This window comes from Westiellopsis prolifica IICB1 (assembly GCF_004323185.1).
GTDB lineage: Bacteria > Cyanobacteriota > Cyanobacteriia > Cyanobacteriales > Nostocaceae > Pelatocladus > Pelatocladus prolificus_A.
Genome location: NZ_NAPS01000001.1, coordinates 3377788 through 3392846 on the forward strand (window position 1 = coordinate 3377788; position 15059 = coordinate 3392846).

Sequence of the window (15059 nt, forward strand, 5' to 3'; positions counted from 1 at the left end):
CATCTCTACATCACAGTATCGAAGTAAACTTCGCGATCGCCTTATCGAAAGTCATCTATAATTCATGACGAAAGTCATGTTGTAAATTCAACACAATATTCCATAATGTTACCCGTGAAGATATTTCGCTGCTTCTAGTTCAATGAACCTGCTCGCAAATCGTCTTTTCTCTTTTCGTTGGATATTGCGATGGGTAGAATGGGTGATCTTGCTCGCAAATCTCTTTTCCGGCTTGATCAGCAATTATTTTCAAGAACACCCGCATTTACTGCCCTTATTTATTGCTTATAATATTGCCTTTTTTTTACTCAGTTTTATTTTTCCGCTTGAGCGTCCACTCTGGCAAAGACGAGTTTTTATTGCTGTGGAAATAATATTAATTATTTCTGCTGTCTGGCTACGTTTTTGGTTTACAATCTTCATGTATTTTGTTCTTGCCAAGAGTTGCTTTTTTCTCAGTCGTAGAGATGTTATCCTAACAGCAATTTTCACGGGAATTGGCTACTTATCTGGTGAAGCTTGGTATCTTCCTCAACGCATAGCAGAAACCGTTTCCCAACTTCAATCCCGTGGTTCAGAGCATGTATATGACGCCAAAGCAATTTTATTGACCAGTTTGCTAGATTACATAGGAGCCAGTTTATTTATAATTTTGCTGGGTTTTGTGATCGTGGCGGAGCGCAAAAGCAAAAAGAGAGCAGAGAGTTTAGCAAAGGAAGTGGAAACTTTAGCAGCAACTTTGGAACGTACTCGTATAGCTCGTGAGATCCATGATTCCCTTGGTCACACTCTTACTACTCTTGATGTTCAGCTAGAACTTGCCCAGAAATTATACCAACGTGATCCCGCTCAAACTCTACAAGCGCTGGATACAGCCAAGTATCTTTCTAGTCAATGTCTTCAAGATGTACGTCGCGCTGTACAAACAATGCGCCGATCAGATTTTAATCTCAATCAGGCACTCAGCGCCCTAGTTACGCAAATCCAGCAAAACCAATCTTTTACGGTGCAGGCTGATCTAAAGTTGCCACCATTACCTCTCCAGACGAGTCATCAACTTTACTGTATTATTCAGGAAGGATTGACTAATATTCAAAAACATGCTCGCGCTTCTCATGTGATTCTGCGAGGACAGTTTACCCTTGATGCCATTATCCTAGAGTTAGAAGACGACGGACAGGGCTTTGATCCTGATTCACCCCATTCTGGTTTTGGATTACGGGGAATGCAAGAGCGGATACAAATATTGGATGGTAAGCTGAGTATTAAAAGTACCCCTGGCCAAGGTACTCATATTTGGATCACAATTCCTCGATGATTCGGCTTTTGCTTGTAGATGATCAACATTTATTTCGCCAAGGATTAGCATCCTTGTTGTCACTGGAAGAAGACTTAAAAATTGTCGGTGAAGCTAATAATGGTAATGAAGCGATCGCCCTCACTGAAAAACTCCACCCTGATGTGATTTTAATGGATGTACGGATGCCTGTTTGTGATGGGGTAGTTGCCACTCGTGAAATTCACCAACGCTATCCCTGGATTAGGATTCTGGTATTAACAACCTTTGATGAAGATGAATATATTTGGCAGTCTCTACAAGCAGGAGCATTAGGCTATCTACTCAAGAGTACTCCCTCTGGGCAACTAGCAGCAGCAATCCGCACCCTGAATCAAGGATATAGCCAGCTAGGGCCAACCATCGCTCCCAAAGTTTTTGCTCAAATTAACCCCCCCGTATCCAAACACACAAACTATCAAAACTTGTTTAGCGATCGCGAACTAGAAGTTTTAACCCTATTGGGTCAAGGAAAAAATAATCGAGAAATAGCTCAAACTCTTTATCTGACTGAAGGTACGGTAAAAAACTACATCACTCAAATTCTTTGTCAGCTTGGTGTACAAAACCGTACTCAAGCAGCATTATGGGCGCAACAGTATTTGAAATAAGGGTAAATTTGGAAAATGAAAATTTCTTTTCTTGGTGTCTTAGTGTCTTGGTGGTGAAAAAAGAATATTTGAAACACCAAGACACCAGGACACAAAGAGGAAATACAGCTTTTTAGCTGAGATAATGCTTCTGTTTCTATCCACCTTGAAAGGTTTATTACGCACTGTACAAATTGTCTATTATATGTGTAAGGATATTTGGTTGTCTGGGAGTTAATAAAAGTTGCAACTAGTTGATTGGTCGAGTTACCCACCGATTAACAGTTTCAATCCCTAATAGGGATTAATTGAAGTTGCAACATGATGTTCCTAGTTCTACAGGAAGAGGTATTGCGTTTCAATCCCTAATAGGGATTAATTGAAGTTGCAACCACTCCAATCCCCCTTAGTGCAAACGATATACACGTTTCAATCCCTAATAGGGATTAATTGAAGTTGCAACCCTGAACTAATTACTGATCCTTATCCAGATCTTGGTTTCAATCCCTAATAGGGATTAATTGAAGTTGCAACTGATTTAAATCGTTTTCCTACAGGAGAATCAATAAGTTTCAATCCCTAATAGGGATTAATTGAAGTTGCAACGCAAACCATCAACCGTGTTGGATGCGGCGTCGATGTTTCAATCCCTAATAGGGATTAATTGAAGTTGCAACTTTTGGTTTACTCTGGGGCGGCTCAAGTATATTTGTTTCAATCCCTAATAGGGATTAATTGAAGTTGCAACTTCTTGCGCGATCGCATCAACAGTCTTTCCTTCTTGCGTTTCAATCCCTAATAGGGATTAATTGAAGTTGCAACCAACTTTGCGAACAGCATGGGATTCAGTTTGAAGAGTTTCAATCCCTAATAGGGATTAATTGAAGTTGCAACACTATAGCTACCCTCCAAAATGTTGGAAGCATTAGTTTCAATCCCTAATAGGGATTAATTGAAGTTGCAACTGAGAGAATCCGTCAATGGGTGATTAATGGTTTAAGTTTCAATCCCTAATAGGGATTAATTGAAGTTGCAACATTTCCAAGCAAAACATATCCATCTCCATCTACGTTTCAATCCCTAATAGGGATTAATTGAAGTTGCAACACAATTCTGGCGATTGATGCAAAATGCATTCAGTGTTTCAATCCCTAATAGGGATTAATTGAAGTTGCAACCAATTCTGGACAGATTGATCGCGATACTGCAAGTCGTTTCAATCCCTAATAGGGATTAATTGAAGTTGCAACTTCTGAATACAGGCAAAGAAAAGAGTTACCGGAAGTTTCAATCCCTAATAGGGATTAATTGAAGTTGCAACAAATCTCAGCTTTACGTGTACGATTTCGCAATTTATTAGTTTCAATCCCTAATAGGGATTAATTGAAGTTGCAACACAAGTCATATCCACCCAAGGCACGATCAATCTGTTTCAATCCCTAATAGGGATTAATTGAAGTTGCAACGATTTACAAGATGTCCAACAATATGATTTAGAACCAAGTTTCAATCCCTAATAGGGATTAATTGAAGTTGCAACGAGCGATCGCTTGAAACTTTAGGAAGGATGAGTGAGTTTCAATCCCTAATAGGGATTAATTGAAGTTGCAACCGCTCAATATAGAAGCCTTGCTGTATTTGGTTTTCAAGGTTCAGTGGTGCAGACCAAGAGTAAATATAGCGTTTGAGCGATCGCACTGTCAAGAGCAAATGAGGATAAAATCGCTCAAACCTAGTCAGGGTAAGATTTACACAAAAGGTGCAGACCTCATTTACCATCAAATCAGCTTCTAACATAGACAGAATAAGAGTTTCAGCCACAAAAATTGACTGCTTTTTTTCTACACCTACTGGTCTGCACCGTCATCAAGCCAAAAACACTGTAGTATTTATTGGCATTTAAATCCTGGGGGTCAATCCAAAATCCTGTTAGAGTATGGCGCACCCCACAAATTGGATGTTTTTTGATTTGCAAGTCCCTTAAGGATACACACACGGCCAGTGTCAGGTAAAATACTGGTTAAGCAGTAGATAAAAGACTAGATAAAAAAATAGTATAACAATACTATTTTTCCTATACTTAAACACCAAAACTTAATAATAGACTAGTTGTTTGCTATAAGTACTAAACCAATTCACTCAAAGCTTTAATTTTAACGGGTTCATGCTCATAGTTCAGAAATACGGTGGTACATCTGTCGGTTCCGTTGAGCGCATTGTCTCTGTCGCCCAACGCGTTTCTCAAGCCGCAAAAGCAGGAAATTCCATAGTGGTGGTAGTTTCTGCAATGGGTAAAACAACTGATGGACTTGTGAAATTAGCTGCGGAAATCTCTAAAAATCCTTGCCGTCGAGAAATGGATATGTTGCTTTCTACCGGTGAGCAAGTATCTATTGCGCTGGTGAGTATGGCATTGCAAGAATTAGGACAACCAGCAATTTCTTTAACTGGCGCTCAGGTAGGAATTGTCACCGAAGCTGAACACACCCGCGCCCGAATTTTACATATTCAAACAGAACGGATTAAAAAGCACCTAGAAGAAGGCAAAGTTGTTGTCGTTGCAGGATTTCAAGGTATTAGCAGTACCAATGCATTAGAAATCACAACCTTGGGACGAGGCGGTTCCGATACTTCTGCGGTGGCGATCGCAGCTGCTTTACAGGCAGATTTTTGTGAAATTTATACCGACGTACCAGGGATTCTGACTACAGACCCCCGTCTAGTTCCAGAAGCGCAGTTAATGAGTGAAATCACCTGCGATGAAATGCTAGAACTCGCCAGTCTCGGCGCAAAAGTCTTGCATCCCCGCGCCGTCGAAATTGCCCGTAACTATGGAATGCCCTTGGTGGTACGCTCTAGCTGGACAGATGATCCCGGCACATGGGTAACTTCATCCCAAACTAAAGAGCGATCGCTAATCAATTTAGAAATTGCCCGTCCGGTAGATAATGTCACCTATGATACTGACCAAGCCAAAGTAGCCTTGTTACGTGTTCCAGATAGACCGGGTGTTGCAGCCAGCCTATTTGGCGAAATTGCTCGTCAAGATGTAGACGTAGATTTGATTATTCAATCAATCCATGAAGGTAATACAAACGACATCGCCTTTACCGTATTTACACCAATCTTACCAAAAGCCGAAGCCGTAGCAGCTGCCATTGCTCCTGTTCTGAGCAGTCACAAGAGTAACCAAGCAGAAGCAGCCGAAGTCATGGTGCAGCAAAATATTGCTAAAGTCAGTATCGCCGGTGCAGGGATGATTGGTCGTCCCGGAGTCGCCGCCAAGATGTTTGCCACCCTAGCAGCAGCAGACGTAAACATCCAAATGATTTCTACCAGTGAAATCAAAGTCAGCTGCGTAATTGCTGCCCAAGAATGCGATCGCGCCGTCGCCGCCCTGCGCCAAGCATTTGAAATAGAAGCAGAAGAAAAGGAGGACAAGGGGGACAAGGAGGACAAGGGGGACAAAGGAGCAGAGAGCAGGGTGCAGGGTGCAGGGAGCAGGGAGACAAAGGAGAATGACCAATCCCCAATCCCCAATCCCCAATCCCCAATCCCCGATGCCCGATCCCCGATCCCCCCTTACTTAGTGTCGCTCATGATTAGAACCAAGCACGTCTAGTCAATCAGCAAGTTAAATCTTGACCAGGAACCGCGGGAAGACTGTTTGGACTTTTAGCAGATCACAATATCAGCGTAGATATGATCATTCAGTCCCAACGCTGCCGTATAGTCAATAGTGTGCCGATGCGTGATATTGCTTTCACTGTGACACGGATGGATGCAGAAGCAGCACAGAAAATGTTGCAAGCAAAAGCAGCAGAATATGGTTGGGGTGAAGTAGCTTTAGATCAGGCGATCGCAAAAGTCAGCATCGTTGGTTCTGGTATGGTAGGACAACCAGGCGTTGCAGCGAAAATGTTTGCAGCCCTAGCACAGCATCATATAAACATTCAAATGATTACTACCTCAGAAATCAAAATCAGTTGTGTAGTAGCCCAAGAAGAAGGTGTCAAAGCACTGCAAGCAATTCACACAGCATTTGGACTAGCAGGTAGCGAGAAATTTATAGTTCCTGCGTAGAGGGGATCGGGGATTGGGGATCGGGAATCGGGGATCGGGAATCGGGGAGTAGGAAAATACAATATAAATTACCCATGTCTTCCCTTGTCCCGCTTCCATTGTTCCCCTTGTCTCCCCTTGTCTCCCTTCCAATCCCCAATCCCCAATCCCCGATCCCCAATCCCCAATCCCCATATGCAAATTACTCAGTGTGTTCATACAGCCATTCTTGTAACTGACTTAGAACGCTCCGAACATTTTTATGGCACTGTGTTGGGATTATCTAAAGTAGAACGCCCGATGAAATTTCCTGGTAGTTGGTATCAAGTCGGCGAGTATCAAATTCACCTGATTGCAGCATGTAGCATTAAGGATGAACCCAAAAATGAAAAATGGGGACGCAATCCCCACATTGCTTTTTTAGTTTCCGACTTAGATGCCGCTAAACAGCAGCTACTAAATTATAACTGTCTGATACAACCCAGCGCTTCCGGTCGCCCTGCTGTTTTTACCCAAGATCCGGATGGAAATGTGATTGAATTGAGCCAGCAATGAAAATTCTTGCTTACACCTACAGTGATCCTCTACTAGAAGCTGCTTGTGATCCTCAGACTTGGGGATGGGATGTGAATAGGGTGTACCAAGATTTCGGACAGCGCACACAGTTACAACAATTACTCATTGACTGCCAAACTGATCCACCTAATTATCTAATTATTCGTCGTTTAGAAGAATTGGGAGATAATGTCGAGGAAGTGAGCGATCGCCTTTCTCACATCGAAGCTATGGGGATAACCCTGGTTGCAGTCGAACAAGGTTACAATTCTGCGGCTCAATCTCCTAATCTTCATGCTGAATTGTTGCAATTGCTACACCAAATTCAAAAACAGCAACACAGTCGTCGCATTCGCCAAGCTCATGCCCGCAAACGTTTAGACGCTGCTCCTCCTCCGGGAAAAGCGCCCTATGGTTATCGGCGAGGTAAAGATAAGTACATTCTTGATCGTAGTACCTCTCCTGTAGTTAAAGATTTTTTTGAACACTTTCTACTCTATGGTTCGCTGCGGGGAGCAGTCCGTTACCTGGCGAAAAAATATGGTAAGAAAATTTCTGTCACCACAGGACGTCGTTGGTTGACTAATCCAGTTTATCGTGGCAACACTGCTTATCAAAATGGAGAAATTCTTGCTAATACCCACACAGCCATCCTTTCTCAAGAAGAAGCAGCGCAAATTGACAGGCTTTTACGCCGTAACAGTCGTTTACCATCACGAACTGCAAGTGCGCCACGTTCTTTAGCGGGGTTGGTTGTCTGTGGTGAATGTCAATCACCTATGGGTGTTGCTCGCGTCACTATTCGCAACCAAGATAAAGAGTATCTTTATTTACGTCCAATTAACTGTATAAAGAAACCTAAATGTCGGGCGATTCCTTACCAAGAAGTATTAGAACATACTATTCAAGCTGTTTGCCGTGATTTACCTGTGGCGGTGGATAAGATGAATTCTCCACAATTGGATGCAGTTAAGAATAGCTTAGGGGATGCGATCGCTCGTCATCAAGAAATACTCGCACAATTACCTGCTTTAGTCGAGACTGGGGTACTAGACCCAGAAACAGCCAAATTAAGACGATACAAACTCCGCACCGAAATATCTGCACTGCAAGCAAAGTTAGCAACTTTACCACCCGTCAACTTACGCTCTGTTGCTGTTGCAGTCTCTATCCCTCAATTTTGGTTGGATTTATCAGAATCAGAACGACGATTTTATTTTCGCGAATTTATTCGTCAAGTAGAAATTATTCGTCAAGAGCAACACTGGGAATTACGAATTATGTTTATTTTTTGAGTGTTGATTGTTACTAATTAAAGTAGCATTATGTATGCAAATAACATCATAACAATCACTCAAAAAACCATAGAATATACTTTATCCAGGCAGATATTTTATTACTTTTTTTTTATTTTTTGTATGTAGTTAAATATAAATATCTAATCACAGAATTTATAAAAAAATATACATAATCAAAGCTGATGGTTGTATAATTACTCCCTATAGGGGCATTCGATGCCCCTTGTTTTTCACCCGCAAGCTAGTTATCAGGGTAGCCAAATATTTACCAGGGTATCTACCTTTTTTAAAGGCACCTACCATTTTTAATTTGACTTATTTTGTAGCAGTATCTGACTTATTTTTTGTGTCAGTACTGCCATGCTAACACTTGTCATTTTTTCATGTCAATCATTCATGTAAAAATGACAAAAAATCATGTCAAACAATCTTAGATATCATGAGAGAGAATAGAAAGCAAACATGATATCAAACAGTCAATAAAATGACCGACAGAAGGCGTTGTGATGATTACAAACAGGTCAGCGGTTATGTTCCGGTAGATTTGGCGCGGGAATTCAAAAGCATTTGCGCTCGTGAGGGTCTTTCTCAAAGCGACGCATTGGAAGAGATTATCCGTGAGTGGCTAGGCAAAAAAACAGCCTCCAACTCTTCAAATCCCGAACAACCCAACCGCCTGATCACAATTGCTGATGTAGTTCGAGCCAATATGGCAAAGCTTAAGCGCTGTGGAGTCAAAAACCTACAAGCGCTGGCAAAAGGGGAAGTACTACCTACTCCAGGGGACTTCGCCATCATCATGTCTAGTTTGGCTATCCCTGAGGAAGAACAAAAAATGATTTGGCAAAGAACTTTTAGTTCCCTACATAATGATGATTTTGGTGGTGTGAATGAGTGCGAGCGTTCTGAAAGTCCTAAACCAACCGGGCTGGAATTATAAATTATCCTATGATGGGGTTTCTATTTTTGCCCCAACAAAAAAGGATGCTACCCACCTTGCCCAATGCTACGGATATGCTTTGAGCGAAACCGCAGCAAAAATCAATGGCAAGGTGCGGATTGGGTGGAGACACTGCAAGCGACCAATTGAATTTTACAGTTGGATGGCAACCCAGCAGTTACCTACACCCGCCGAAACTGCTGAACGCATGTTACCTCTGGGAGGAGAAGTTTTTTGCAGTCAGTTGCAATTACCTGTAGAGTTGTTAAAACGCATGGTTACTGCTGCTGAAAGTGAACGTCCGATTAGTATTGTCAGACAAGATAACCAAAAACAAATAATAGTCAACCAGTTAATGTCTGACATGTTACAAACTCCCCCAGAGGTTGCCACTCAAAGAGTAATGAATCGGTTTTGGCTGCCAAAAGATTTGGCCGAACTGGAACGACGCCTACGTCAAGAGTGTCGATTCACTATGACTTACTCTGCTGGACTAAATGAGCAAACCTGGGCAATCCTCACAACCCAATTTGAAAGCTTTGAGGTTGATGGAATCTGGTACAGACAGGGAACTTCCTTAGCAACTCCCCAGGTTGTACCGATTCCACCAGAAGCTTTTGCTCCGATTTAAGTAGTGCATATAGTTTGACTACTTCAAGATATGAAAAATCATCAGGTGTGTAAATTATTAATTCAGGGAATGCACTACCTCACTTGGGCATTGGGGATTGGGCATTGGTCATTGGAAATAACCAACTATCAACCACCAACAACTAACAAATATATTTAGACTTTATTCAAAACAGATATTTCCCGGATACGCCATCCATCAGTTTTACGAACCAAGTTATATCTCACTCTGACCGTTTCACTAGAGGATTTTTTCTGGTTCAGTTGATCATTTTCATAAAAACTGGTTGCTTCAGTTATGGAAGCTTGCACCGCAGCATGTTCCTGATCCTTAGGATTGATCTCTAAAGATTCTACTTTAACAGTGTGTTGATATTTGCGATAACGGTTATCAGCCTTATCTTCCTTGGCAACGAGTTGCCATTGAGTGAGGGCTGAGTCTATTAAAATATTTTCTAAACTATCAATCTCATGATTTGGCCCCAAAGCAGCAGATTTAGTTGCTAACCAAGTCTGAATTATTTCTTCTGCTGTCGCTTCTGTTAACAACCCTGTGGAAAACAGAGGTTTGCTATTACGATCAGGGATAGTTAGTGGTGGTTCATTGAGTTGTATTAATAACTGTTTACCTTGTAAAGCAGGTGCTGGTCTTAACGCATTATGGACGAATTTTACAGTCGTTGAAATTGCCAGCCATAAAACTAATACACTTCCCAAACTAGTCAACACTACCCACAATAACCGCTTGTTGGTATTGACGACGCCACTAGTAGTAGAACGCCGTCGCCGTGCAGCAGTTGGGCGCTGTTCCGAATGACGTTCTCTACTATAAGCAGATGGGCTGGGTTTGCGCCTTCTTGAGGTTGGTGGTTGAGAAGGTACACTAGCTCTAGCGGAACCATTCATATGATAGTCATTGCTTCTGCTAGCACGTTCCACGCCCGAAACAGATGTAAAGCGCATATCTATTCTTGTGTCTTCACGGTCTGAATGAGGAGGTGAGACTTGATAGGACGAAGATGACTGAGTTTCGGGAGAATTTGCAGAATTGCTTCTGTGACCTGGAAATTGACCGTAAACTATATTAGTATCGCTGCGGGAATTCTGGCGATTTATCCGGGTTTGAGGATATGATGATTGGCTAGTTATTGACCCTTCATAATTGGTTTCTACTTGTGTCGGTAGCTGTTCAAGATATGCTTGTACCTGCTGGTTAGCAAAATAATCTTTCAGAGAAGCTTGCTGTTTGACTAAATCTCGAAAGTTAGGAAAAACATCGTTTTGTAACCAGTGTTCACCGTATAAACACAAGCCTGGAAGTAGGTCGGGAGAATTTTGAGAATTTTCCCGGATATAAACTAGGGCTTCGTATTCCTGACTCAGTTCTAAAGCACGGGTAGCTTCTTCAGTTTGACCCAACATCAAAGCGCATAACGACTGTTCTAAATGCACATCTTGGCGCTTCCCTAGACGCATCAGCATCTGTTTAGCTTGGTAAATCAAAGCTGGTTGACGTTGGGTAAATCCGCGTGCTATCAACGCGTAAACAGCTAAGTATATGGCTACACCAGAAGGACGTTTACTTTCCGCTTCAAATAGTTGATGCTGTTCTGCTACTGTCAGGTGGTTACGCAGTTGTTGGATAAAGCGTAAAAAATCATCAATGTTTAAACCAGAGTAGTCATTCCCTGCGCCATCAATACCGCCGCGATCGCCTAAAATTTCTTGTAATAACTTCAATCCTTGATTGCGTTCGGCAGTTTTTTCTAGTGGCAGGGCAAGTAACTCTAAAATTCTATATGGTCGCAGTCTGTAAAGATCTGCTTGAATTTCAGCTTGAACATTAGGGAATAATCCAAAATGTGCTAGTAATTCATCGCCTGTTTCTAGGGAAGCCGCAGCATTTTCATAATGACCTTGTTGCCATTCTTCTCGACCTAATTCTAGACACGCCAGAGCAACCGTCAGAACAACATCTGGTCTTTGCGGATCAAGATCACTATACTGATCTGTTTCTAAAGTGTTGCTTGCTTGTAAACCATTACCATTATTGTTTGTTAGGTATGGATGACCTAACTTCAGTACTAGTTCATATTCCCCTAAATCTTGGAGAATCAGCAAAGCACCTGCTAATTCCTCTGAGTTGATTTCAATGCTCAGACCTTGAGACTCAATCAAGCTATTGTCAGCAGAACGGTTTTCCACTGTCACGCCAGCATTGTGTTCCCTATCGGGACCATAGGCATGAGCAAGATAACTTTGATCGTAGGCTCTGCGTTCTTTGGGATCTGATAAAACCACGTAAGCTTCTTCAATCAGTTGTTTGCGAGAATTAATCGCTATCTGGGAATACTCGCGTCGTGGCAATTGCTGTCGGCGATCGCTATACGCCTGCCGCAATTGCTCCTCACTTGCCGCCAAAGGCAGTCCTAAAATTCGGTAGTAATCTAGCGGAATTCGCACAGCCTACTTCCCCTGCAGCGCGATCGACATAATGTTTGAGAGAGTATTCCAAGAGTGTAAAAGCGTGCCATAATAATAACTCGTTGTTTTCACACAACAAGTGTGTTTTGCAACAAGTTTACCTCTGCCTCTCCAATGTCTTTGACGGCAGCGCCAGTCATATTCTATTGGCAGATATTTATTATTTTCCTCTATTTGGAATGTATTTTTTAAGCATTCCTGCGGCTGGCGCTGAGGGAAGTTTCCCAACATCCCATCAGACAGACACTGTTCCGTAGTTTTGCTTCTGCTTGCAAGCGACCCGAAGTATAACATAGTTAGATATTTATGGCAATTATCTAGAGAAGTAAAAACATAGAAGATAGAATTTTTGAATTTGTTAATGAATATGCAGAAAGCAAGCTATCCTGGTTGGTAGTCTTGGGTCTAAGGTTGTTATCTTAACCTTTCCCAGAAAAAACATAAAACAGTAATAGCTAATGACTGTTTAATTTTTAACTCTTTTTTTCGGGTTCAAAAATTATTCAATTCTTTTTAGCATGGTAACTTTAAGTGTTACTACAGGGATACTAAAAAATAATGGTTCAAGAACGCACTTTACCGACATTTGACGTCGCTAACGCCCAGATTGATCAAGAAGAAGGGCTACGGTTGTATCAAGATATGGTACTAGGGCGCACCTTTGAAGACAAATGTGCGGAAATGTATTACAGAGGCAAAATGTTTGGTTTTGTCCATCTGTACAATGGTCAAGAGGCAGTCTCCACAGGTGTGATTCAAGGAGCAATGCGACCAGGAGAAGATTTTGTTTCTAGTACCTACCGTGACCACGTTCATGCTTTGAGCGCCGGAGTACCAGCAAAACAGGTCATGGCAGAATTATTTGGCAAAGCCACAGGTTGCAGCAAAGGACGTGGCGGTTCCATGCACATGTTCTCTGCGGAACATGGTTTGCTGGGTGGTTATGCTTTTGTCGCCGAAGGTATTCCTGTAGCTGCTGGAGCAGCTTTTCAAAGTAAATACCGCCGGGAAGTTTTAGGTGACGCCAGCGCTGATCAAGTGACCGCTTGCTTTTTTGGTGACGGTGCTTGCAACAACGGTCAGTTTTTCGAGACCTTAAATATGGCTGCGCTGTGGAAATTGCCAATTCTTTTCGTCGTTGAAAATAATAAATGGGCTATTGGTATGGCTCATGAACGAGCAACTTCCGACCCAGAAATTTATAAAAAAGCTAGCGTCTTCAACATGGTGGGTGTGGAAGTAGACGGTATGGATATTATGGCAGTGCGTGCAGTCGCACAGGAAGCCGTAGCCCGCGCCCGCGCAGGAGAAGGGCCGACCTTGATTGAAGCACTGACTTACCGTTTCCGGGGCCACTCTTTAGCAGATCCAGACGAACTGCGAACCAAAGATGAAAAAGAATATTGGTTTAGCCGCGACCCAATCAAAAAATTTGCCGCTTATCTTACAGAAAAAAACCTAGCAACAGCGGAACAATTAAAAGAGATTGACCGCAAAATTCAGCAAGAAATAGAAGAAGCAGTGAAATTCGCTGAAACTAGCCCCGAACCTGACCCCGGCGAACTTTATCGCTACATTTTTGCGGAAGACTAGTGGTTCATCGCATTCATGATCAGGCGTTACAGATCCCCAACTTCTTAAAGAAGTCGGGGATCTGAACACCCCTAGTAAAAGTTATGAATTATGAATGCTGAAAATGTTCATAATTTCATAATTTCATAATTTCATAATTTTATAATTAATCATTCCAAAGCCGTGTTTTCTATATCTATTCAACAACAACAATACAAAACCTACATCCTCACGGATGAAACTGCCAACTCTCAGTTAGAAGTTGTTCCAGAACGGGGCGGTATCATTACTCGCTGGCGTGTTCAAGGACAAGAAATTCTCTATTTAGATACAGAAAGGTTTGCTAACCCAGAGTTGAGTGTAAGGGGTGGTATCCCAATTTTGTTTCCGATTTGCGGCAATTTACCGGAAAATAGTTACACTTATAACGGTAAACAATATACTTTGAAACAACATGGTTTTGCTCGTGATTTACCTTGGCAAGTAACTGACCAAGTTACGCAAAATGCAGCAAATTTTACTCTTACCCTCAATAGCAACGAGCAAACACGAGCAGTATATCCTTTTGATTTTCAAGTAAGTTTCAGTTATAAAATCCAAGGCAATACCTTAGAAATTCAGCAACAATATACCAATCTCTCCTTGGAAACAATGCCTTTTTCTTTTGGGTTTCATCCTTACTTTCTCACACAGGATAAAACCCAATTAGATTTTGAGATTCCTGCTCAAGAGTACCAAGATCAAAGAAGCAAAGAAATTCATGCTTTTGATGGTAATTTTGATTTCAATCAAGATGAAATTGATGTGGCATTTAAGCAACTAAGTAGTCAAAGTGCTAGTGTGAGTGACAATAGCCGCAAATTAAAACTCACCCTGGAATCTGACAAGATATTTTCTACCCTCGTGTTTTGGACACTCAAGGGCAAAGACTTCTACTGCTTAGAACCGTGGAGTGCGCCTCGTAACGCCATCAACACTGGTGAACATTTGACAATTTTGCAACCAGGAGCCACTTGTGCAGCGAGTGTGAGAATTTTGGCAAAATTTTTCTAAACCTCTTTACAAAATTGGGACTTCTTGTGATATAGTAATAAAGTTGCAAATCGCTGGCAACGGGTCGCTAACTCAATGGTAGAGTACTCGGCTTTTAACCGATTAGTTCTGGGTTCGAATCCCAGGCGACCCATATAATTATCACATTAAAACAACGAACGCTGAAAAACTTGATTGGTGTGTCTTTAGCGCATTTTGTAGTAGAGACGTTGCACTGCAACGTCTCTACATGGTCAAAATTATGACGAAAAATTCTTAACCGAACAGTATTAGACCTCTTGCAAAAATATTTTTACCCCACCCTAACCCTAAGCGTAAACGGGGAGGGAACTAAATCTTCCCCCCGTTCACGGGCAGGGCTGTTTCATTCTTGGAAGAAAAATGATTCAATCGAAACTGAGGTAACAAACTTAAGCGAGGGTGCGGCGTAGCCGCACCCAAGCGCTAATCAGACTTTCGACAAATTGTCCGGGGGTATCTATGACAGCAGGCTTGATTGAAGAACTCAAAAAAATTAAAGATTTTCGCACCAAAAAGGG

9 protein-coding genes, 1 tRNA gene, 1 pseudogene and 1 CRISPR repeat array are annotated in these 15059 nt (G+C 41.9%); of the genes and pseudogenes, 10 read left to right on the forward strand and 1 reads right to left on the reverse strand.

Annotated features, from left to right (window positions below; all coding sequences use genetic code 11):
• Positions 1-142 precede the first annotated feature (142 nt).
• The 7 genes and pseudogenes from B4U84_RS13815 (at position 143) to B4U84_RS13845 (ending at position 9412) form a co-directional block, all read left to right on the forward strand.
• On the forward strand, positions 143-1318 hold the full coding sequence (locus B4U84_RS13815) for a sensor histidine kinase (protein ID WP_131118528.1): 1176 nt from the start codon (positions 143-145) through the stop codon (positions 1316-1318).
• Positions 1315-1947, forward strand: a complete 633-nt coding sequence (locus tag B4U84_RS13820; protein WP_131118530.1) for a response regulator transcription factor — start codon at positions 1315-1317, stop codon at positions 1945-1947. Before B4U84_RS13815 ends, B4U84_RS13820 begins: the two co-directional genes overlap by 4 nt.
• A 263-nt stretch (positions 1948-2210) precedes the next feature.
• Positions 2211-3538: direct repeats of the CRISPR family, unit length 37 nt; unit sequence GTTTCAATCCCTAATAGGGATTAATTGAAGTTGCAAC.
• Between the two features lie 552 nt (positions 3539-4090).
• Positions 4091-6009 (forward strand): annotated as a pseudogene (locus B4U84_RS13825) (aspartate kinase).
• A gap of 174 nt (positions 6010-6183) precedes the next feature.
• Positions 6184-6543, forward strand: coding sequence for a VOC family protein (locus B4U84_RS13830; RefSeq protein WP_044452514.1), 360 nt, complete (start codon positions 6184-6186; stop codon positions 6541-6543).
• The gene (locus B4U84_RS13835; protein WP_131118532.1) at positions 6540-7838 is read left to right on the forward strand and encodes a recombinase family protein; all 1299 of its coding nucleotides are present in this window, start codon (positions 6540-6542) and stop codon (positions 7836-7838) included. Before B4U84_RS13830 ends, B4U84_RS13835 begins: the two co-directional genes overlap by 4 nt.
• 487 nt (positions 7839-8325) lie before the next feature.
• Complete coding sequence (locus B4U84_RS13840) at positions 8326-8781, forward strand: ribbon-helix-helix domain-containing protein (protein WP_017312727.1); 456 nt, start codon at positions 8326-8328, stop codon at positions 8779-8781.
• Complete coding sequence (locus tag B4U84_RS13845; protein WP_017312726.1) at positions 8732-9412, forward strand: hypothetical protein; 681 nt, start codon at positions 8732-8734, stop codon at positions 9410-9412. The genes B4U84_RS13840 and B4U84_RS13845 overlap by 50 nt, the downstream gene beginning before the upstream one ends.
• Positions 9413-9567: 155 nt before the next feature.
• On the opposite strand, the gene B4U84_RS13850 is transcribed toward B4U84_RS13845, so the two are convergent.
• Positions 9568-11874, reverse strand: coding sequence for an IMS domain-containing protein (locus B4U84_RS13850; RefSeq protein WP_131118534.1), 2307 nt, complete (start codon positions 11872-11874; stop codon positions 9568-9570).
• Positions 11875-12453: 579 nt separating this feature from the next.
• On the opposite strand from B4U84_RS13850, the gene pdhA reads away from it, so the two are divergent.
• The 3 genes from pdhA (at position 12454) to B4U84_RS13865 (ending at position 14653) form a co-directional block, all read left to right on the forward strand.
• Positions 12454-13488, forward strand: a complete 1035-nt coding sequence (pdhA, locus tag B4U84_RS13855; protein WP_017312723.1) for a pyruvate dehydrogenase (acetyl-transferring) E1 component subunit alpha — start codon at positions 12454-12456, stop codon at positions 13486-13488.
• Positions 13489-13650: 162 nt separating this feature from the next.
• Positions 13651-14520 (forward strand): aldose epimerase family protein, encoded by an 870-nt coding sequence (locus B4U84_RS13860; protein WP_131118536.1) that lies wholly within the window; start codon positions 13651-13653, stop codon positions 14518-14520.
• Positions 14521-14581: 61 nt separating this feature from the next.
• Positions 14582-14653, forward strand: a tRNA-Lys gene (locus B4U84_RS13865).
• Positions 14654-15059: the final 406 nt, after the last annotated feature.